The 19,916-nt window shown below is 57.9% G+C and carries 17 protein-coding genes; 10 read left to right on the top strand and 7 right to left on the bottom strand.

The window, feature by feature from the left end:
• Positions 1-50 precede the first annotated feature (50 nt).
• The 6 genes from ACODTZ_RS28030 to ACODTZ_RS28005 form a co-directional block, all read right to left on the bottom strand.
• Entirely contained in the window at positions 51-911 is an 861-nt protein-coding gene (locus ACODTZ_RS28030) for an SDR family NAD(P)-dependent oxidoreductase (RefSeq protein WP_489029707.1), read from the bottom strand.
• 80 nt (positions 912-991) lie between these two features.
• Positions 992-1,525 carry a Dps family protein gene (locus ACODTZ_RS28025; protein WP_489029705.1) on the bottom strand — a complete coding sequence of 178 codons (534 nt, stop codon included), beginning with the start codon at positions 1,523-1,525 and terminating at the stop codon, positions 992-994.
• Positions 1,526-1,554: 29 nt separating this feature from the next.
• Positions 1,555-2,913 carry a c-type cytochrome gene (locus ACODTZ_RS28020; protein WP_489029703.1) on the bottom strand — a complete coding sequence of 453 codons (1,359 nt, stop codon included), beginning with the start codon at positions 2,911-2,913 and terminating at the stop codon, positions 1,555-1,557.
• Positions 2,914-2,923: 10 nt separating this feature from the next.
• The gene (locus ACODTZ_RS28015) at positions 2,924-4,702 is read right to left on the bottom strand and encodes a GMC family oxidoreductase (RefSeq protein WP_489029701.1); all 1,779 of its coding nucleotides are present in this window, start codon (positions 4,700-4,702) and stop codon (positions 2,924-2,926) included.
• Between the two features lie 6 nt (positions 4,703-4,708).
• Positions 4,709-5,416: a gluconate 2-dehydrogenase subunit 3 family protein gene (locus ACODTZ_RS28010; RefSeq protein ID WP_489029699.1), complete on the bottom strand. Its 708-nt coding sequence runs from the start codon at positions 5,414-5,416 to the stop codon at positions 4,709-4,711.
• Between the two features lie 167 nt (positions 5,417-5,583).
• A complete protein-coding gene (locus tag ACODTZ_RS28005; RefSeq protein WP_489029697.1) occupies positions 5,584-6,513 on the bottom strand; it encodes a LysR family transcriptional regulator in 930 nt (309 codons plus the stop codon).
• 145 nt (positions 6,514-6,658) lie between these two features.
• Between ACODTZ_RS28005 and ACODTZ_RS28000 the strand changes: the two genes are divergently transcribed.
• Together ACODTZ_RS28000 and ACODTZ_RS27995 are read left to right on the top strand one after the other, a co-directional pair.
• Positions 6,659-7,063: a CidA/LrgA family protein gene (locus ACODTZ_RS28000; RefSeq protein WP_489029695.1), complete on the top strand. Its 405-nt coding sequence runs from the start codon at positions 6,659-6,661 to the stop codon at positions 7,061-7,063.
• Positions 7,060-7,785: an LrgB family protein gene (locus ACODTZ_RS27995; RefSeq protein ID WP_489029693.1), complete on the top strand. Its 726-nt coding sequence runs from the start codon at positions 7,060-7,062 to the stop codon at positions 7,783-7,785. Before ACODTZ_RS28000 ends, ACODTZ_RS27995 begins: the two co-directional genes overlap by 4 nt.
• A gap of 7 nt (positions 7,786-7,792) precedes the next feature.
• On the opposite strand, the gene bhcR is transcribed toward ACODTZ_RS27995, so the two are convergent.
• The gene (gene bhcR / locus ACODTZ_RS27990; protein WP_489029691.1) at positions 7,793-8,629 is read right to left on the bottom strand and encodes an HTH-type transcriptional regulator BhcR; all 837 of its coding nucleotides are present in this window, start codon (positions 8,627-8,629) and stop codon (positions 7,793-7,795) included.
• Between the two features lie 195 nt (positions 8,630-8,824).
• Between bhcR and bhcA the strand changes: the two genes are divergently transcribed.
• The 8 genes from bhcA to ACODTZ_RS27950 all read left to right on the top strand — a co-directional run bounded on the left by bhcA (position 8,825) and on the right by ACODTZ_RS27950 (position 19,570).
• Positions 8,825-10,015 carry an L-aspartate--glyoxylate aminotransferase BhcA gene (gene bhcA / locus ACODTZ_RS27985; RefSeq protein ID WP_489029689.1) on the top strand — a complete coding sequence of 397 codons (1,191 nt, stop codon included), beginning with the start codon at positions 8,825-8,827 and terminating at the stop codon, positions 10,013-10,015.
• Complete coding sequence (bhcB, locus tag ACODTZ_RS27980) at positions 10,015-10,971, top strand: beta-hydroxyaspartate dehydratase BhcB (protein ID WP_489029687.1); 957 nt, start codon at positions 10,015-10,017, stop codon at positions 10,969-10,971. Before bhcA ends, bhcB begins: the two co-directional genes overlap by 1 nt.
• An 11-nt stretch (positions 10,972-10,982) precedes the next feature.
• Positions 10,983-12,146, top strand: coding sequence for a 3-hydroxy-D-aspartate aldolase BhcC (gene bhcC, locus ACODTZ_RS27975; protein WP_489029685.1), 1,164 nt, complete (start codon positions 10,983-10,985; stop codon positions 12,144-12,146).
• A gap of 78 nt (positions 12,147-12,224) precedes the next feature.
• Positions 12,225-13,190 carry an iminosuccinate reductase BhcD gene (gene bhcD, locus ACODTZ_RS27970; RefSeq protein ID WP_489029683.1) on the top strand — a complete coding sequence of 322 codons (966 nt, stop codon included), beginning with the start codon at positions 12,225-12,227 and terminating at the stop codon, positions 13,188-13,190.
• A gap of 151 nt (positions 13,191-13,341) precedes the next feature.
• Entirely contained in the window at positions 13,342-14,319 is a 978-nt protein-coding gene (locus ACODTZ_RS27965) for a type I glyceraldehyde-3-phosphate dehydrogenase (RefSeq protein ID WP_489029681.1), read from the top strand.
• Between the two features lie 17 nt (positions 14,320-14,336).
• Positions 14,337-16,613, top strand: a complete 2,277-nt coding sequence (locus ACODTZ_RS27960; protein ID WP_489029679.1) for an NADP-dependent malic enzyme — start codon at positions 14,337-14,339, stop codon at positions 16,611-16,613.
• Between the two features lie 251 nt (positions 16,614-16,864).
• Positions 16,865-17,062: a heavy-metal-associated domain-containing protein gene (locus tag ACODTZ_RS27955; protein ID WP_489029677.1), complete on the top strand. Its 198-nt coding sequence runs from the start codon at positions 16,865-16,867 to the stop codon at positions 17,060-17,062.
• 102 nt (positions 17,063-17,164) lie between these two features.
• Positions 17,165-19,570, top strand: coding sequence for a heavy metal translocating P-type ATPase (locus tag ACODTZ_RS27950; protein ID WP_489029675.1), 2,406 nt, complete (start codon positions 17,165-17,167; stop codon positions 19,568-19,570).
• The last annotated feature ends 346 nt before the right edge of the window (positions 19,571-19,916 follow it).

The raw sequence follows: 19,916 nt of genomic DNA, 5'->3' as shown, positions 1-19,916 counted from the left end.
ATCAAAGTCCAACCTGGATACCGTTGGACCTTGTCTCAGCCTCAGCAAATTCACGCAAGGTTGTTGGCGCTATCGCCACCGGTCACGTCGTAGGCCGCGCCGGAAACCATGGCCGCTTCGTCGCTTGCAAGAAACACGACAACCGGGGCAATCGCATTCGGATCGATCCATGGCACCTCTAGTGGGGACTTGGCGGCCAAGATTCCCGCAGCCCGTGACTCCAGTTCTTGGATGGGGTCTTGGTTGGAAAGATCATTGACAGCTTGCGCGTAACGCTGCCGATGGCGGGTGAGGGGTGTATCGATCAAGCCGGGGATAACGGCATTGACGGTAATCCCATAGTGACCAAGCTCGAGTGCAGCGGACTTCATGAGCCCTAGAATTCCCCACTTTGAAGCTGAGTAGGCTGAACCGAACTTGGTTCCATGGCGGCCTTGAGTGGATGAGGTAACGATAATCCGACCGCCGCCATTGCCGACAAGATGCGGCCCAACGGCCCGGATAGCATTGAACGTTCCGGTCAGGTTGACATCAATTTGATCCTGCCAGTCCGCGTCGCTCATGTCCAGGATCGACCGGAACGCCTGTATGCCGGCATTCGCGAAAAGAATATCAATTTTCCCGAAGGCGGCACGCACATCCTCTGCTGCCTTTCTGAGCGCAATGGCATCACGTTGATCCAGTTGGAACTGTCGCCAATCCGCACCGGCTTCGGTCACAAGACGACCGGTTTCGTTCAGGTCTTCGATCGACGCCGGCATGACTTCCAACGTGCTACTGACGGGACCGGCTATATCAATGCCCACCACCGTTGCGCGTTCGCGCGCGAATGCAATAGCCGCAGCGCGGCCGATGCCACGGGCCGCACCAGTAATGATGGCAACTTTGCCTTTCAACCGTCCTGATGGCATTAAACTCTCCTTTTGAAATGAAAATGGCCGGCCCGCCGTAGAGGGTGGCCGGCCATTCTTATGGACTCCTGCAGACACTATTATGAGTTTTGCCCTTGCGATCGCGTTGCCTCGTGCAGGAACCAGCAACGCCGTTCCGTCTGATCGATCCATTCTTCCAGAAGGCTGGCTGTTGCAACGTCGGTTGCTTCGGAGCAAAGATTATGGGTCTGGCGCATCTCCGACAGGAGTTGCGCGTTGTCGCTTTCGAGCTCGGCAAGCATATCGTTAGCATCCACATAAGCGGCGTCGTTATCGGCGAGGCGCTGCTGGTGCGCGATCTGGCCGATCGAACGCAGAGTCACCCCACCAATCTTGCGAACACGCTCGGCGATTGGATCCGTCATCGCCAATATCTGCTGCGCCTGCTCATCGAGGAGGAGGTGATAGTCACGGAAATGCGGTCCGCTTACATGCCAGTGGAAGTTCTTCGTTTTGATATAGAGAGCAAAGCAGTCAGCCAGCAGGGCGTTGAGCCCACCGGAAATCGCCTTGACGCTTTCTTCATTGAAGCCAGAGTGAACGCGCAAAAATGCGCGTTCCTGTATGCTTGCGGCAGTCGTCCTGGTTTTCATCAGAATTTCCTTTCTTGGAGACACCCGATTTATTTCCGTTGGGGACTTTCAGCACCGACGGCGGAACGGACACGTTCGACCTGATCCGGGGTTACGGCCTTGCCGGAATTGCCCCAGCTCGAACGAACGAAAGTTGCAAGATCGGCGACTTCCTTATCCGTCAGCCGGTTTGCGAACGCAGGCATGGCAAAGTCAGTCGGCGCTTTGGCAGTTGGCGGGATCGTCGCACCCTTGAGAATGATGTGTATGATCGATGTCGGATCGTTTGCGTTCAACACCGGGTTCTCGGCGAGGGCCGGAAAGGTTTCCCGGTAACCTTTGCCCGAGGAAAGATGGCAAGCAGCGCAATTGTTGAGATAGTCCAATGCGCCAGGTCTTGAGACGTCTGCGTTTGCAAGCATTGCCTCCGTCCCGTCCTGCGAGGCGACCTTTTGCTCGCCCCCGTCGGCCGGAAGTGATTTCAGATAGCGTGCGATCGCTGTCAGGTCGGTAGTGGTCATGAACTGGGTACTGTGCTGGACCACATCGGCCATACCACCGAATGCCGCGGACTTCTCATTGCGGCCCGTCTGGAGGAACTGGACGATGTCGTTTTCTGTCCAGCTACCCAGCCCGGTGACAGGGTCGCCCCTGAGATTGTTGGCGACATGATTGTCGACAAAGCCACCGGACAAGTAATCCGGGCCGTCAGCTGCGGAAAGTGCCTTTTCCTGGAGACCTGGCCCACGCGGCGTGTGGCAGCTCCCACAATGCCCAAGGCTTTCGACAAGATAGGCTCCGCGAGCGATTACCGGATCAACGGATGCAGTAGCAACGGCCTCGGGAGCCTTCACCGTAGGACCAAACACCCAGCGCCAGTATGTCAACGGCCAACGCATCGATAGCGGCCAGGGGATGTCCACGGCGTGGTTTTTCTCCGCAACTGGCGTGACCCCTTTCGTGAAGAAAGCATAGAGCGCTTTCATATCGTCGTCGGAGACCTTGGCATAGGAAGGGAAGGGCATAGCCGGGTAAAGCGAGGCACCATCAGGCAGGATACCGCGTCGTACGGCGCGCTCGAAATCCCCATAGGTATACGAACCAATGCCGTTCTCTTTGTCGGGGGTAATGTTGGTCGAATAAACGGCCCCGATCGGCGTCTCGAGAGGCAAACCACCGGAGAACGGCTTGGCTCCCGGTGCCGTGTGGCAGGCGACACAGTCGCCCAGACGGGCGACGTATTCTCCATGCCGGACCAGTTCCGGCGTGATGGCCACGCCGAGGTCGGCGGTTGCGTCGCCACCTATGTTGCCGAAGGCAACCGTAGCAAGCCATGCGCCGACGGCACCCACTGCGCCAACGACAACGATGGCGCCGAACAGGCGAGTTTTGGTGATCTTGATCGTCATGTCACCATCCTCACGCCTGAACCAGCGGCCCAGGGTTCTTCAGGTACTGCGTCCTGATTGCATCGGCGGCCATGAAGGCAAGCGATCCGACGAGCCCGGTCGGGTTGTAGCCGAAGTTCTGCGGGAAGGCAGATGCCCCCGTGACGAAGAGATTGGGAACATCCCAGCTTTGCAGATACCTGTTGAGCGCGCTCGACTTGGGATCCGAACCGGTAATCACACCGCCAGTTGTATGTGTCGTCTGGTACTGGCGAACGTTGAAGTGATCCCCTGCCTGCCGGATTAGCGTCGAATGAGACTTTGGGTTCATTCGCTCGACAATTTCCAGAGCGCGATCGGTGACGAAGCGGCTCATCCGGTACTCGTTATCGTGCCAATCGAACGTCATGCGAAGCAGTGGTTGACCCAGGGAATCGCGGTACGTGGGATCGAGGTCGAGATAAGCATCCCGGTATGACATGACCGAACCATGGGTCACAACGTTGGTCGTATGGAGATAGTTTTCCTTGGCGGCCTTCTTCCATGACGCGCCCCAGCTCGGAGTGCCTGCTGGCACGGCAAGCTGCTGTATCGGCCGCCCACCAGTCTGGCCGCCGATGATGTATGCACCACCCACGAAACCGTGTGGCTTGTGGTCGAAATGGTCGGCATTGAACTCGTCGACGATCTGCGATCCGCCCGCTCCCGCGCCGATGAACGGATTGATCGGTACATCCTTGTCGAAGAACAACGAAGTCGAACTCATCATCTGATAGGCGTAGTTCTTACCGATGACACCCTTGCCACTGACGGGATCGTATGGTTCGCCGATGCCTGAAAGGAGCATCATGCGCACGTTATTTGTCTGATAGGAGGACAGGATCACGAGATCGGCAGGCTGGAAGATCTCTGCGCCGGCGGCATTGACATAGGTGACGCCTGTAGCACGTTTTCCGGTCGAATCGAGGTTGATACGCGTAACGTGGCTCTGGGCTCGCAATTCGAAATTGGGGAGCTGGAACAGAGCCGGCAAGATGGTCGTCTGTGGGGAGCCCTTGGAATAGAGATAGCAGCCGAAGCGCTCGCAAAAGCCGCAGAGATTGCAAGGACCGAGCCGCACGCCATAGAAGTTCGTATAGGGTTCCGAACAGTTTGCGCAGGGCTGCGGGAATGGTTTGTAGCCGAGTTCACGGGCCGCCTTTGCAAACAGGAGTGCCCCGTAGGTATCGGCGACAGGCGGCGTCGGGTATTCTCGAGAGCGCTTCCCTTCGAAGGGATTGCCGCCTTCGGTCGGAACGCCATTGATGTTACCTGCTTTTCCTGAAGCACCGTTAAGATGCTCAAACTTGTCAAGGAACGGCTCCAGCTCGTCGAACGTGACGTCGTAGTCCTGAATGGTCATGTCATCGGGCAGGAATTTCCTGCCGTAGCGCTCGACATTGTGGCTGAAGAATTTTAGGTCCTCTGGCGACGGGCGGTAAAGCTGGCCGTTCCAATGGGTTCCGGCTCCGCCGACATGGTCCGGCAGAAGAAACGCATTGTATTGACGATACGGGACGGCCGTGTCCCCCATCTTGTGCCGAACCGTGACCGTCTCCAGGGAGAGCTTGCGGAAGAGCTCGCCACGGACGCCGTATTTCAATTCGTCAACGGCCTTGGGGTAGGTGTAGTCAGGCGACGTGTTGCGGTTCTCGCCGCGCTCGAGCGCGACGACATTGAGGCCCTCGCTCGCCAATTCCATGCTCAGGATCGAGCCTGTCCAGCCGAGGCCGATGACGACGGCGTCGACGGATTTCATAACTGTAGTCATCTGCTATTACGCCTTCTCACCAAGGATTGAGACGGGGCCGAGGGGATAGGCCGTTCCTGGCTTCTTCATCCAGTCCGTGAAGTCGGCACGCGCGCCCGGGAAACCGATCATCTTCCACGAGCCCATCTTGTAGTTTCCGCCGTACATGGGGTCAGCAAAGTAGCCTTCCTTGGTGTTGGCAAGCAGCTGCAAGAAAAACTCGTCAGATTTGACGCTGGGGAGTGTAATCTCACCCTTCTGAAGCGCGGTCAAAACCACGTCCTGAGCGGTTGAATCGAGCTCAGCGAAATCCTTTTCGCTGGTCTTGCGACAGTATTCATTGAGTTCCTTGATCGCGACACGATAAAGCTCGCGGGGCGCATAGCGCATCTGGTAGCCGAGTGTGAAATCCGACTCCGGATGGAACGGGCCCTGCAGGTACCAACGCGCACCGTGGCCGTAGTCCGTTTCCATCTGCCTGTCGATAAATTCCGGCACGTGCAGGTCCAAGGCGCCGGGACCATCTTCATTCGAAGGGATCAGGCGATCGGCCGCGGCCTGGATGAAGCTCCACTCGGCTTCATTGAAGTATGTGGGGGTGTATGTATTCTGGCTTAGCTCGTCGGCACGCGCCGACATGTTGTCGAACGGCGTGGTTGCAAATGCCGTAAGGGGGATTGCGGTAAGTGCACCTTTGAGAAAATTTCTCCGGTGAACCTCGGGTGTATCTGACATAGCCTCTCTCCTTTCCTTCATTCGGGACGATGTCGCCGCGCTATGCGCAGCGCCATCCCCGCCGTGGATAGAGGCTAGATTACCTTGAGATAAAGAGGACGGTTACGACCTGCCCGGCAAATAACTCTTGCGAAATGGGTAGTGTCTGAAAGGCACATACATGGAGGTCAGATATTTTCCCAATAGGGCGGCGTTCCGAACTTCTGCACTATAAAGTCGAGAAATACCCTGACTTTCGGCGAAACGACCTTTTTCGGAGCGTAGACTCCCCAAATCGGCGAATCTATGTCTGCTGCGATATTCCAGTTCATCTCGACCATCAAGGGCGTGAGGCGATTTGCCCTGACGTCGTCAGCGATCAACCAAGTCGGCAAAAGCGCGATACCCTGTCCGGCAATGGTCGCATCACGAAGCGCCTCCGTGTCGTTGGTTCTGAGATGACCGCTGACAGATATTTCCTCCATGATGGTACCGGCTTCATTGGTTGGCTTGAAATACCAGTGAACGGTCTGCCCGACCGTGAAGGTGAGACATTCATGCTCCGATAGCTCGTCGGGTGACTTGGGAGTTCCGAAGGCCTCCAGGTATTCCGGGGCGGCCACCAACAGCCTACGCTGTGTGGACAGCCGTTTAGCGATCAAAGTAGAATCATGCTGGGCGCCTATTCGCACGGCTAGGTCAGTACCCGTTTCCAGAAGATCGACCGTGAGATCCGTAAGGGTCGCGTCGAGTGTGATTTCGGGGTAACGCTCGAGAAACTCTTTCATGAAGGGCATGATGTGGCGCCTGCCAAAGGCGCTTGGAATATTGATGCGCAACACCCCCTGAGGACGCCCGTTCAAGGATGACGTGGTTTGCCGCGCCTCCTCGAGGTCGGCGAGCACCTGCGCGGCCTTTGAATAAAAGACGTTCCCCGCCTCGGTCAGCTTGAGCCGCCGTGTTGTGCGGTTAAACAGTGCCGTACCAAGATCTGACTCCAACGCCGCCACATAGCGGGAAACCGTGGACACTTTCATGCCGCTTTCTGATGCAACTTTCGAGAAACTCCCGAGCTCTACGGAACGCACGAAGGCGCCCATTGCGGCGAAATAATCCATCTGGTGAGCGCTCCCTTTTGCGCAACAATCTTTTGCGTACAGAGACGTTTCTAGTCCCTTAGAACCGCATTACCTGAAAACAGTCGTAGTGAACGGAGTAAAAGCCCTGACGAAATACAGCGTTTTCTCCTTTTGTTTATTCTGAATGGACGCTGCCATGCTGGGCGCAATGTTAATTCTTGTTGGATGCCAACTTATCGGTGAACTGGTTCGCCGTGTTTTCTCCCTTCCGGTCCCAGGGCCGGTAATCGGGATGATATTCCTGGCCGCCGTTCTGATCTTCCGAGGGGAAGGCAAGGCCGATCGTGAAACACGATCCGACCTGACATCGGTATCGAATTTCCTCATCCGGTTCATGGGCCTGCTTTTCGTTCCGGCGGGCGTCGGGATCATCTCCGAGTTCAAGGTGATCGAAACGGAATGGCTGCCGATTGTCGTCGGCGTTTTCGGATCGACCGTTCTCAGCCTGGCGGTGACCGGAGTGATGATGCACTGGCTCTCGCATCGACAGAGCCCGAAAAACGATAGCGAAGGAGTGGCAGGCAAATGATCAAGAGCGATGCAATTCTCAATCTTTGGGTCCCGCTGTCCGCCACACCCCTTGTATGGCTCGTCATTACGATCGGAGCTTATCTGGCTGGCGCCCGGCTTCAAAAGCAACTCGGAGACTCGCCCGTCGTGAGCCCGGTTTTGCTGGCGATCATCGTGGTATCTGCGATCGTCCTTTTGACGGGCACCAGTTACGACGCATACTTCTCCGGTGCTCAGTTCATCAACTTCCTGCTTGGACCTGCCACCGTGGCGCTGGCAATACCGCTTGCGAAGAATTTCGATCTGATCCGGCGGGACGTCCGCAGCGTCGGTCCTGCGATGATCGCTGGCTCGCTTACCTCGGTTGTCAGCGGCGTGGCGATCGTCTGGGCTCTCGGCGGGACACCCGACGTTGCTTTGTCGATTGCGCCGAAAGCCGTAACGACACCGATCGCCATGGCTGTGTCGGACGAAATTGGTGGCGTGCCTGCTCTGACTGCGGCGCTGGCTATCCTTGGAGGCATTATTGCCGCGGTTGTCGGCCAGGCTATCCTGCAGCGGCTCAAGGTGCGCGACTGGCGTGCGCATGGTCTCGCGGCCGGGGTAGCCGGAAGCGGGGTTGCGGCCGCGCAGGTCGCCGGTCGTAGCGAACTCGCCGCCGCGTTTGCTGCGGTAGGGATTGCCTTGAACGGGTTGTTTACTGCACTGATGGTGCCGCTTCTGCTTCAATTCTGGCATTAGAACCTCATCAGTCCGTCGCCCGAGGACTGGCAAGAGCAGGCGACCCGAGTTGCCGGGAAATCTCATTGGCCGCCTCCGACACGAGGTGGCCAATTTCCCGTACTCTATTGTCAGGCATCCGGATCGTCGGACCTGAAACGGAAACACCGGCGACCGCTTCACCGTAGCTATTGACGATAGATGCCGCAACGCACCGCATGCCAATCGTTCGCTCCTCATCATCGAACGAAAAACCACGGCGCCGCGTTTGTTGGATTGCCTCACGCAATTCGTTGGCGTTGGCGATCGTTTTGTCGGTAAACCGCGTAAACTTCGCCGTTTTGAGAAAAGCGCCCAGCCGCTCTTCGTCGAAAGCACTAAGCAGCGCCTTGCCGATCCCTGAAGCGTGAAGCGGAGAACGTGTCCCCGGCGGAAAGAACGCACGGATCGTGTCATGCGTCTCGACCTGGCTTACAAACAGGACGTCCCCATCCCGCTCTATGCCGAGGTTCGACGTTTCGCCCGTCTTGACCATCAGATCACGCATAACGGAGCGACTGCGCTCCACGATATTCGTTCGTCGCAGAAATGCCGATCCAAGACGGAATGCTTCAGGACCGACGAACCACTCCTGCCGTTCTGTGTTACTCTCGACATAACGCCTGTGTTCAAGGGTCGCTAGAACGCGGTGCATGGTCGCCGGTGACTGATCCAGGAAATCAGCCAGTTCCGTCAGGGTAATGCCCTCGTGTGAAGCCAGCGCCTCCAGCACGTCAAGCGCGCGATCGAGTGCCTGGATCCCGGCGGCTGGCTGCTCGGGTTTCGCGCCTTTGGGACGTCCTCTTTTGCGAAGGGGTTGCTGCATGTGATCCTCGTTCTGACTCGTTCGAGCCCATAAAAAATATGCGCATGAAATGGGATTGCGAACAATGAAAAATTATAAATTATTGTATTTGCTAACTTAAATTAATTTTCATGCTCAAATGAAAAACGATTTCAAAAAAATTTACTTATTGTCCTGGCCATGGTAGCAATATTCATAACCAAGGAGGAGCCGCCAATGAGCACTCAAAACCCAATCTTCATTCCAGGCCCGACGAACATTCCGGAGGTGCTTCGCAAGGCCGTCGATATGCCGACGATCGACCATCGTAGCCCGCTTTTCGGAAAGATCCTGCACCCCGCGCTGGAAGGCGTGAAGAAGGTGCTCAAGACCACGCAGTCCGAGGTCTTCGTCTTCCCGTCCACCGGCACGGGTGGGTGGGAAACCGCGATCACCAACGTCCTGTCTGCGGGTGACAAGATCCTGGCAACCCGCAACGGCATGTTCAGCCACCGCTGGATCGATATGTGCCAGCGCCATGGTCTCGATGTTCAGGTCGTCCTGCAGGAATGGGGCGAAGGCGTTCCTGCCGACAAGTTCGAGGAAATCTTGACGGCCGACAAGGCGCACGAAATCAAGGTTGTCCTTGCAACGCACAACGAGACGGCAACCGGAGTACGTTCGGACATTGCAGCTGTTCGCAGGGCACTCGACAACGCAAAGCATCCTGCCTTGCTCTTTGTCGATGGCGTCAGCTCGATCGGCTGCTACGATTTCCGCATGGACGAGTGGGGCGTCGACGTTGCCGTGACGGGTTCGCAGAAGGGCTTCATGCTCCCGCCGGGCCTCGCCATCGTCGGCTTCTCACCCAAGGCGCTGGCCGCCGTTGAATCCGCGACGCTGCCGCGGACGTTCTTCGACATTCGCGACATGGCCAAGGGGTACGCCAACAACGGTTTCCCCTACACGCCGCCGGTCGGATTGCTGAATGGCCTTAAAGTGGCGACCGATATGCTGCTGGAGGAGGGGTTGGACGACGTATTTGCGCGCCACCACCGGATCGCCGAGGGTGTCCGCCGCGCAGTCTCTGCATGGGGCCTCAAGCTCTGCGCAGCCCGTCCTGAACTCTATTCCGACAGTGTCAGCGCCATCCGCACACCGGAAGGTTTTGACGCCAACAAGATCGTCGCCCATGCGCTGAACGCCTATGGCGTCGCATTCGGAACGGGTCTTGGGGATGTCGCAGGCAAAGTCTTCCGCATTGGCCATCTCGGCAGCCTGACCGACGTCATGACGCTCTCCGGCATTGCGACGGCCGAAATGGTGATGGTGGACCTCGGCTTGCCGATCACCTTGGGCTCCGGCGTTGCGGCCGCTCAGGAACACTATCGCCAGAGCGCAAACACCGCACAGAGGAAGGCCGCGTAATGAGCGAGATCTACATTCCCACTTACGACGACATGCTCGCCGCGCACGAGCGGATCAAGCCGCATATCCGGCGCACACCGATCCGCACCTCGGACTACCTCAACGAGCTCAGCGGTGCCCAGCTGTTCTTCAAGTGCGAAAACTTTCAGGAGCCGGGCGCCTTCAAGGTGCGCGGCGCCGCCAACGCCGTCTTCGGACTGGACGACACGCAGGCAGCCAAGGGCGTAGCCACGCATTCGTCAGGCAATCATGCTTCGTGCCTGTCCTACGCGGCGATGCTGCGCAAAATTCCGTGCAACGTGGTGATGCCCCGCACGGCGCCACAGGCCAAGAAGGACACGGTCCGCCGTTATGGTGGCAAGATCACCGAGTGCGAGCCGTCGACGACGTCTCGCGAGGAAACCTTCGCGAAGGTTCAGGCCGCGACCGGGGGCGACTTCGTTCACCCCTATAACGATCCGCGCGTCATTGCGGGTCAGGGTACTTGCTCAAAGGAGTTCGTGGAGCAGACGGACGGGCTTGAATTTGTCGTCGCACCGATTGGTGGCGGCGGCATGATCTCGGGCACCTGCCTTACGCTGTCCACGCTCGCCCCTGAGACCAAGGTCATCGCCGCCGAACCCGAGCAGGCCGATGACGCCTATCGCAGCTTCAAGGCCGGTTACATCATTGCTGACGATGCACCGAAGACCATCGCGGACGGATTGCTCGTCCCGCTGAAGGATCTGACCTGGCATTTCGTCTCCAATCATGTCTCCGAAATCTACACGGCGTCGGACCAGGAGATCATCGATGCCATGAAGCTCGCATGGAAGCACTTGCGCATTGTGCTGGAGCCTTCCAGCGCCGTGCCGCTCGCAACCATCTTGAAAAATCCCGAGGCGTTTGCCGGCAAGCGCGTTGGCGTCATCGTCACCGGCGGCAACGTCGATCTCGACAAGCTGCCCTGGAACTGAGGAGAGGAACTATGAACGCACATGCAGATTTTACCGGCCTTGAGGTCGGATACGACGTTCCCGCACTGCCCGGCATGGATGAAAAAGACATCCAGACGCCTTGCCTGATCCTTGATCTCGACGCTCTGGAGCGCAACATCAAGAAGATGGGCGACTATGCCAAGGCCCACAACATGCGTCATCGCGCCCACGGCAAGATGCACAAGTCTGTCGACGTTCTGAAGCTCCAGCAGGAGCTCGGCGGCGCTATCGGCGTCTGCTGCCAGAAAGTCTCGGAAGCGGAAGTCTTCGTCCGCGGCGGCATCAAGGATGTGCTTGTCTCCAACCAGGTCCGCGATCCCGCGAAGATCGACCGGCTGGCACTCCTGCCTCAGCACGGCGCGCGCATTATCGTCTGCGTCGACGATCTGGCAAACGTTGAAGAGCTGTCCAAGGCAACCAAGAAGTACGGCACGACGCTCGAGTGCTTCGTCGAGATCGACTGCGGCGCCGGTCGTTGCGGCGTGAAGACCACACCTGAGGTACTCGAGATCGCCAAGGCGATCGACGCAGCTCCGGGTCTGAAGTTCACCGGCATCCAGGCCTATCAGGGCGCCATGCAGCACATGGACAGCTATGAGGACCGCAAGGCGAAGCTCGACGCTGCAATCGCTCAGGTCACTGATGCTGTCGAAGCGCTCAAGGCAGCAGGGCTTGAACCTGAGCTTGTCTCGGGCGGCGGCACCGGATCCTATTATTTCGAATCCAATTCCGGCGTCTACAATGAGCTGCAGTGCGGTTCCTACGCATTCATGGACGCCGACTACGGCCGCATCCACGACAAGGACGGCAAGCGCATCGACCAGGGCGAATGGGAGAATGCGCTGTTCATTCTGACCTCGGTGATGAGCCATGCCAAGCCGACCCTCGCTGTGGTCGACGCAGGTCTGAAAGCGCAGTCCGTCGACAGCGGTCTTCCTTTCGTTTACGGCCGCGACGACGTGAAATACATCAAATGCTCGGACGAGCACGGTGTGGTCGAAGATCTGGGCGGCGTCCTGAAGATCAACGAGAAGCTTCGGCTGGTGCCCGGCCATTGCGATCCGACCTGCAACGTTCACGACTGGTATGTAGGGGTACGCAACGGCAAGGTCGAAACGCTGTGGCCTGTTTCGGCGCGCGGCAAAGCGTACTGATCAAGCCAAGCATAAGAGATAGCGACCGGGGGCATTTTTAATGCCCCCGGCATTGTCACAAAAGCGGGAGGAATTCTCATGATCATTGTCCCTGAACGCGAAATTGCAGGACTTATTTCGGCATCGGATTGCTTCACGGCTGTGGAGCAGGTTTTCGCGTCGATGGCCAGAAAGTCCGCCTACAATTTCCCTGTCATCCGCGAAGCGATCGGCCACGCGGACGCGCTCTACGGTTTCAAATCGGGTTTTGATCGGGAGAGTCTGGCGCTGGGCCTCAAATCCGGAGGCTTCTGGCCCAACAACATGGCCAAGAGCCTGACCAATCACCAGTCGACCGTGTTCCTGTTCGATGCCGATACCGGAAAATGCCGCGCGGTTGTCGGTGGCAACCTGCTGACAGCACTTCGGACGGCGGCGGCCTCGGCTGTATCCATCAAATACCTCGCCCGGCCCGATTCTCGGGTCCTTGGCATGGTCGGCGCAGGACATCAGTCCACCTTCCAGCTGCGAGCGGCTCTCGATCAGCGGCCGTTCGAAAAGGTCATAGGCTGGAACCTCCATCCCGAGGCTCTCTCGCGCCTGGAAAAGGTTGCCGCCGAGCGTGACATTCCGTTTGAAGCGGTCAATCTTGATCGGTTGGGCGCGGAAGCGGACGTCATTATCACCATCACTTCGTCTTTCTCTCCGATCCTGAAGGCTGCGCAAATTCGCCCCGGCACCCATCTCGCTTGCATGGGAACCGACACCAAGGGCAAGCAAGAGGTCGAGGCCGAACTGGTGGCCGCATCTGTGATCTTCACGGATGAGGTGGCACAGTCCATAAGTATCGGCGAAGCACAGCATGCCGTAGCCCAGGGCCTGATTACGCCACAGCGTATTCTCGAACTTGGTGCCGTCATCAACGGAGACCGTACCGGCCGCCTCACGCCGGAAGAGATTACCCTTTTCGACGGCACGGGCGTGGGTCTGCAGGATCTTGCAGTGGCGTCGGCGGCTGTGGATCTGGCGGTTCAGAAGGGCGTCGCCATTGAGGTCGATTTCTAGTCAGGGCGAGACTGTTCTGGTGACCTGTAAGACAAGGGGTAATAGCAGTGTTGTGTGGAGGGCTGCCTAAAGCAGCGCATAAAGGATTTGCGTTCGGACGCTCGCTCCTGAAAGGCAGCTCGATCATCTTCGGGCCTTTAGGATGTAAACCATGAGGGTGGCAATCAATGGGTTCGGCCGTATCGGCCGTTCTATTCTTCGACTTGCGATAAAGAGCGGTGACTTCGACGTTGTGATGATCAACGACGTCGCACCTCTTGAGATTTCCGCGTACCTGTTCGAGTTCGACAGTGTGTTCGGGCCTTGGCAGGGACGGGTTTCTCACGAGGACGGGTTCCTCGTGGTCGACGGCCGTGCCATCCCCTATCACAGCAACGGTTCGATCGGGAACCTGGATCTGACAGCTGTTGATATCCTCCTGGAATGCACGGGACATCGTGATGCCGTGGCGTTTTCCCGTTCCGCGCTAAAAGCGGGTGCTCGACGTGTCGTCATATCGGGCCCAGCGCGGGATGCTGATGTGACGCTGGTTATCGGCGCCAACGAGTCTTCCTTCAAAGACCAACGGATCGTCTCAAACGGCTCATGCACTACCAATGCCATCGCACCTCTGCTTCGCGTCGTCGATGAGCAATTCGGTATCATTGCAGGTCAGATGACGACGGTGCATTGTTACACCAGCAGCCAACCCACCGTGGACCAACCAAGGGCAGACCCTGCGCGGAGCAGGGCGGCCGCATTGTCGATGGTTCCAACTACGACAAGTGCACATCATCTTTTAGGTGAAATACTCCCGCATCTCGCTGGTCGAATCGAAGCCCGTGCACTACGGGTTCCAACTGCCAGTGTTTCCGCAATCGATATCACCGTCGCCATAGAAAAGGCATCCGATATCAAAACTATCTACGGCGTGCTCGAGGACATTTGCCAACGGTCCTACGTTCTCGGCTGGACCGACAAGCCGATGGTTTCTGTAGATCTGCGCGGGCGGCCGGAATCGCTCATCGTTTGTGGCCCGGAGCTTTCATTGTCCGCCACCGGCGGGCTTCTTAGAATTTTTGGCTGGTACGACAACGAGTGGGGGTTTGCCAATCGCATGCTCGACATGGCGTTGCTGATCGGTCGGTGACATCAGGAGGAGAGAAAATGACCGAAGATAATACTCGCAGCATCAAGCGCCAGGAAGCACTCGACTATCATGAGTTTCCTCGCCCTGGAAAACTCGAGATCCGTGCGACGAAGCCAATGGCGACGGGGCGGGATCTCTCGAACGCCTATTCTCCCGGCGTCGCCGAGGCCTGCCTGGAAATCGAGGCAAATTCCGCTGACGCCGCCCGCTACACCGCCAAAGGTAATCTCGTCGCCGTGATCTCCAACGGCACGGCCGTTCTGGGCTTGGGAAACATCGGCGCCCAGGCATCGAAGCCGGTTATGGAAGGCAAGGCGGTTCTGTTCAAGAAGTTCGCCGGCGTCGACTGCTTCGATATTGAAATCAACGAAAGCGATCCCGAGAAGCTGGCTGAGATCGTCAGCAAGCTTGAGCCGACCTTTGGCGCAGTCAATCTGGAAGACATCAAGGCACCGGATTGCTTCATCGTCGAAAAGCTTTGCAGGGAGAAGATGGGGATCCCCGTCTTCCACGATGATCAGCACGGCACGGCGATCGTTGCATCTGCCGCTGCGCTCAACGCACTTCAGATTTCTGGAAAGAAGATCGAGGATCTGCGGGTTGTTGCGGTCGGTGCAGGGGCAGCTGGTATCGCCTGCCTCAAGATGCTCATTGTCATGGGGCTACGTAAGGAAAACATCACGCTTCTCGACAGCAAGGGTGTCATCCACGACGGGCGCAACGATTTGTCGTTCGAGAAGCGAGAGTTCTCGCGGCATACCGAAGCCCGCAATCTCGATGATGCAATTGTCGGCGCGGATCTTTTTCTCGGCGTGTCCGGGCCGGGCGTACTGACGAAGGAAATGGTCGCAAAGATGGCGCCGAAGCCTGTGATCTTTGCGCTTGCCAATCCAAATCCCGAAATCATGCCGGAAGAGGTGCGGGAGGTTTCACCGGACGCGCTCGTCGCCACCGGGCGCTCCGACTATCCCAATCAGGTCAACAACGTCCTCTGCTTTCCGTTCATTTTCCGCGGTGCTCTCGATGTCGGTGCAACCGAAATCAACGACGCAATGAAACTTGCATGCGTCGAGGCGATTGCCGGCCTCGCCAGAGCTCCGATTTCTGCAGAAGTCGGGCAGGCCTATCAGGGCGAGCGACTGAGCTTTGGTCCAGAGTACCTAATTCCTAAACCGTTCGACCCCCGTCTTCTGCCCACGATCGCCTATGCCGTCGCCAAAGCCGCCATTGATTCTGGTGTTGCGACCCGTCCGGTCGATCTTGAGAGCTACCGCGCCTCGTTGAACGGGCAGGTGTTCAAGTCGCATACGATCATGCGTCGGGTGTTCGAGGCCGCTCGGGCATCCGAACGTCGGATCGTGTTCGCAGAAGGTGAGGATGAAAGGGTGCTGCGGGCGACACGCACGATCAGCGAGGAGCTTGGCGCAAAGCCGATCCTGATCGGTCGTGCCGATGTGGTTGAAGCACGCATTGAGCGTGAGGGTCTGAACCTGCGCAGGGGACAGGACTTTGAAATCGTCGATCCGCAGGATGACCCACGCTACCGGGAATATTGGACGAGCTATCATGCGATCATGCGCCGCAAGGGGGTCACCCCCGATCTGGCCCGCACGGTGTTGCGCACGAATACCACCGCCATTGCCGCTCTCATGGTGCATCGCGGCGAAGCAGATAGCATGATCTGCGGTACCTTCGGTCAGTACAACTGGCACCTCAATTACGTTTCGCAGATCCTGGCAGATGACCTGAACGCACCGGTCGGTGCGCTTTCGTTGATGATTCTCGACGATGGACCGCTCTTCCTTGCCGATACGCACGTCCATCAATCGCCGTCCGGCGCCGAGGTCGCGAATATCGCCAAATCGGCTGCGCGCCACGTCCGCCGCTTCGGTATCGAACCGAATGTCGCGCTGATTTCCGACTCCGAATTTGGCAACCTTGCAAGTGTGTCGGGAACGACTGTGCGAGAGGCCATCAATTTGCTGGACAAGGAAGCGCTTTCATTCTCCTACGAGGGTGAAATGCATGTCGACGCCGCATTGGATGTTGCGCACCGCGACCGCATCTACCCGGACGGCCGGCTTTCGGGTCGTGCCAATGTCCTGGTGTTCTCCAATTCGGAGACCGCGACCGTAGCGCGAAATATCCTGCGGTCGGTTGCGAAGGCGACGGAAGTCGGTCCGATCCTGATGGGTATGAGCAACAAGGCGCATATTGTCACCCCGTCGATCACGGCACGCGGTCTCCTCAATGTCGCGGCGCTCGCAAGTTCGAACGTATCAAGCTACGCTTGATTTCCCGATTATCGGCTGAGGTTGTGATGGTCCGCATTCACGAATGCGGACCATTATCTATTTGTGATCTCATAATCGCTTGAAGCGACTGTGTATCCTGCAACCGCGGTCGCGCCTGGCCGAAACGAACAGGTTCCCTCCGAGCTTGAGACAACTCAACTTTCTATCAAAATTCTGTACTTTTGACCCTTGACCTTCCCACGATGGGAAGCCCTACCTAGTCGGGCGTGAGAGAAACCAAGGAGCATCTCATGCAACTCAAGATCCAGAATATGACCTGCGGCGGATGTGCCAGGGCGGTCAAGACAGCGATATTTGAAATCGACTCGGCGGCAGTAATCCATGCGGATCCCGCAACGCGAACGGTGGAAGTCGAATCCACACTGCCACTAGCCGACATCCGTAACACGTTGATCGAGGCCGGTTATCCGCCGACGTCAATCGAATAGAACTATCAAGAAGACACTGGTTCTCTATTGTCCGCGCTAAGGTTGTATACCGCTTCGCGGCGTGCAACGTGGCTGGACGACATGAAAGAAAGGACGATCGTAATGACGGCGGAGCACCATCATCACGGCAGCAGCAATCATACGGGAAATTCCACCGGCAGTATCGTCAAGGATCCGGTGTGCGGCATGGATGTTGATCCGACAAAGTCGCCGCATACCTCAAGCTACGCCGGCGTAACGCAACATTTCTGCTCCGCCGGGTGCAAGGCCAAATTTGACGCCAATCCCGGACAGTACAGTGCCAATCCATCGGACGATCATTTCCACCACGCGCATGTGGCAGGCCACCATCACCACGCCACCAGCGCTACCCTGTCCGTCGTGCCCGCCGGAACTATCTGGACCTGCCCGATGCATCCTGAGATACGCCAGGATGGCCCAGGCGCTTGCCCAATTTGCGGGATGGCTCTGGAGCCGTTGATAGCAACGGCGGAAACCGGACCAAGTCCGGAACTTAAAGATATGACACGCCGATTCTGGATCGGTCTTGTGCTTGCACTGCCGGTTTTCATATTGGAGATGGGATCGCATCTTGTCCCAGCTTTACACCATCTCGTCCCGCAGCATATTTCCGTATGGATCCAGTTTGTTCTGGCGACGCCGGTCGTGCTGTGGGCCGGATGGCCTTTCTTTGAACGGGGTTGGGCTTCGCTGGTCAACCGCAAGCTCAATATGTTCACCCTGATTGCTATGGGTACAGGGGTCGCCTGGTCCTATTCTGTCGTCGCGCTTCTCGCGCCCGATATCTTCCCAGCGGCATTTCGTTCGGCGGACGGAATGGTTGCGGTTTATTTCGAAGCGGCGGCGGTCATCACTGTGCTGGTCCTGCTGGGGCAGGTACTGGAGTTGCGGGCGCGCGAACAAACATCCGGCGCGATCCGTGCGCTGCTCAACCTTGCGCCAAAGACCGCCCGGCGGATCGGTACCGATGGCGTCGAGACGGATGTTGCCGTTGAGGACGTGATGATTGGCGACCGCCTGCGCGTGCGCCCGGGAGAAACTGTACCGGTGGACGGGCTGGTTGAAGAAGGCCGGTCTTCACTCGATGAATCGATGATAACCGGCGAATCCATGCCCGTAACACGTTCCGCTGGCGACCGCGTGGTTGGTGGCACCATGAACCAAACCGGTGCGTTGGTCATAAGTGCGGAAAAGGTCGGTCGGGATACGATGTTGTCACGCATCGTGCAGATGGTGGCCGATGCACAGCGCTCACGTGCTCCAATCCAGCGGATGGCGGATCAGGTGGCAGGCTGGTTTGTGCCTCTCGTGATCCTGGTTGCGGCTCTGGCCTTTGCAGGCTGGGCAATTTGGGGGCCCGAGCCGCGCTTTGCCTACGGGCTGGTCGCGGCCGTTTCCGTGCTGATCATCGCATGCCCCTGTGCGCTTGGGCTCGCGACACCGATGTCAATCATGGTTGGTGTCGGCAAGGGCGCAGGTCTGGGCGTTTTGATCAAGAACGCAGAAGCGCTCGAGCGGCTGGAGAAGGTTGATACCCTGGTGGTCGACAAGACCGGCACACTGACGGAAGGCAAACCCGCTGTGACAGCGATTGTTGCAGCTGATGGATTTGCCGAGGATCAGGTCCTGCGGCTGGCGGCTTCGGTTGAAAAGGCGTCGGAACATCCCCTGGCTCTGGCGATTGTTGCCGCAGCTGACGACCGCGGCATCGATGTTCCTGCCGTGCGTGAGTTTGATAGCCCGACCGGCAAGGGTGCGATGGGACTGGTTGACGGTCAACGTGTCACGCTTGGCAATGCTGCTTTCTTGTCAGAGAAGGGCATTGAGGCCGCCGCACTTTCCATACGCGCGGATGCACTGCGTGCCGATGGCGCCACGGCAATCTACATTGGTATCGACGGCAAGGCGGCGGGCATTTTCGCGATTGCCGACCCGGTTAAAGCGACCACGCCGGCGGCGTTGAAAGCGCTGCATCACGAGGGCATCCGGATCGTTATGCTGACGGGTGACAACCGCACGACAGCAGAAGCCGTCGCACGGCGCCTCGGCATCGATAACGTTGAGGCCGATGTTCTACCCGATCGCAAGGCCAGCGTCGTTGAGCGGCTCAAGGCGGAAGGCAGGATCGTCGCTATGGCTGGCGACGGTGTGAACGATGCTCCGGCGCTTGCTGCCGCAGATGTCGGGATTGCGATGGGTTCCGGCACGGATGTCGCGATCGAAAGTGCAGGAGTCACGTTATTGAAGGGCGACCTGACTGGTATCGTCAAGGCCCGCCGCCTTTCCGAAGCTGTGATGGGCAACATTCGCCAGAACCTCATCTTCGCCTTTATATACAATGCGGCGGGGATCCCGGTTGCGGCGGGCCTCCTCTATCCAGTAACCGGTTGGCTTCTGTCTCCGATCATTGCCGCGGCGGCTATGGCGCTTTCGTCGGTCAGTGTGATCGGCAATGCTCTCAGGCTTCGAGCGCGGCGATTTGAGTGAATGGCACGCGGCATGGCGGCATGGCGGCATGGCCGCATAAACTACATGACTACTATCTGACGCGTCGGTATCGGTCCGGTGAAAACCGGGACCGATACCCATGATCAACCAGCATTCGAGAATGCGGTGTGCATCCCTGCGATACGCTCGAAGGATTGTCTTTTCGGTTTACACGCGTGTCCGCATGCCATGAGGTGACCGACCGGGAAAAGGGGCGGATCGGTTCAGCTTGATTGTGCCCTCAATACTGGACCGAAATGGATGCCAATACGAGGCGTCCGCAAGACGAAGTTCCAACATGGGCACGCAACGAGGCTGTCTTCGACAATGCATTTCTGATTGACCC

The organism is Rhizobium sp. FG113 (assembly GCF_057809895.1).
Note: the sequence above shows the minus strand (reverse complement) of the source record. Positions and strands in the feature narration are given on the sequence as shown.

Bases quoted from the DNA above. Each gene is read 5' to 3' on its own strand.
- ACODTZ_RS28030 (WP_489029707.1), bottom strand. From the start codon at position 911: ATGCCATCAGGACGGTTGAAAGGCAAAGTTGCCATCATTACTGGTGCG.
- ACODTZ_RS28025 (WP_489029705.1), bottom strand. From the start codon at position 1,525: ATGAAAACCAGGACGACTGCCGCAAGCATACAGGAACGCGCATTTTTG.
- ACODTZ_RS28020 (WP_489029703.1), bottom strand. From the start codon at position 2,913: ATGACGATCAAGATCACCAAAACTCGCCTGTTCGGCGCCATCGTTGTC.
- ACODTZ_RS28015 (WP_489029701.1), bottom strand. From the start codon at position 4,702: ATGACTACAGTTATGAAATCCGTCGACGCCGTCGTCATCGGCCTCGGC.
- ACODTZ_RS28010 (WP_489029699.1), bottom strand. From the start codon at position 5,416: ATGTCAGATACACCCGAGGTTCACCGGAGAAATTTTCTCAAAGGTGCA.
- ACODTZ_RS28005 (WP_489029697.1), bottom strand. From the start codon at position 6,513: ATGGATTATTTCGCCGCAATGGGCGCCTTCGTGCGTTCCGTAGAGCTC.
- ACODTZ_RS28000 (WP_489029695.1), top strand. From the start codon at position 6,659: ATGGACGCTGCCATGCTGGGCGCAATGTTAATTCTTGTTGGATGCCAA.
- ACODTZ_RS27995 (WP_489029693.1), top strand. From the start codon at position 7,060: ATGATCAAGAGCGATGCAATTCTCAATCTTTGGGTCCCGCTGTCCGCC.
- bhcR (WP_489029691.1), bottom strand. From the start codon at position 8,629: ATGCAGCAACCCCTTCGCAAAAGAGGACGTCCCAAAGGCGCGAAACCC.
- bhcA (WP_489029689.1), top strand. From the start codon at position 8,825: ATGAGCACTCAAAACCCAATCTTCATTCCAGGCCCGACGAACATTCCG.
- bhcB (WP_489029687.1), top strand. From the start codon at position 10,015: ATGAGCGAGATCTACATTCCCACTTACGACGACATGCTCGCCGCGCAC.
- bhcC (WP_489029685.1), top strand. From the start codon at position 10,983: ATGAACGCACATGCAGATTTTACCGGCCTTGAGGTCGGATACGACGTT.
- bhcD (WP_489029683.1), top strand. From the start codon at position 12,225: ATGATCATTGTCCCTGAACGCGAAATTGCAGGACTTATTTCGGCATCG.
- ACODTZ_RS27965 (WP_489029681.1), top strand. From the start codon at position 13,342: ATGAGGGTGGCAATCAATGGGTTCGGCCGTATCGGCCGTTCTATTCTT.
- ACODTZ_RS27960 (WP_489029679.1), top strand. From the start codon at position 14,337: ATGACCGAAGATAATACTCGCAGCATCAAGCGCCAGGAAGCACTCGAC.
- ACODTZ_RS27955 (WP_489029677.1), top strand. From the start codon at position 16,865: ATGCAACTCAAGATCCAGAATATGACCTGCGGCGGATGTGCCAGGGCG.
- ACODTZ_RS27950 (WP_489029675.1), top strand. From the start codon at position 17,165: ATGACGGCGGAGCACCATCATCACGGCAGCAGCAATCATACGGGAAAT.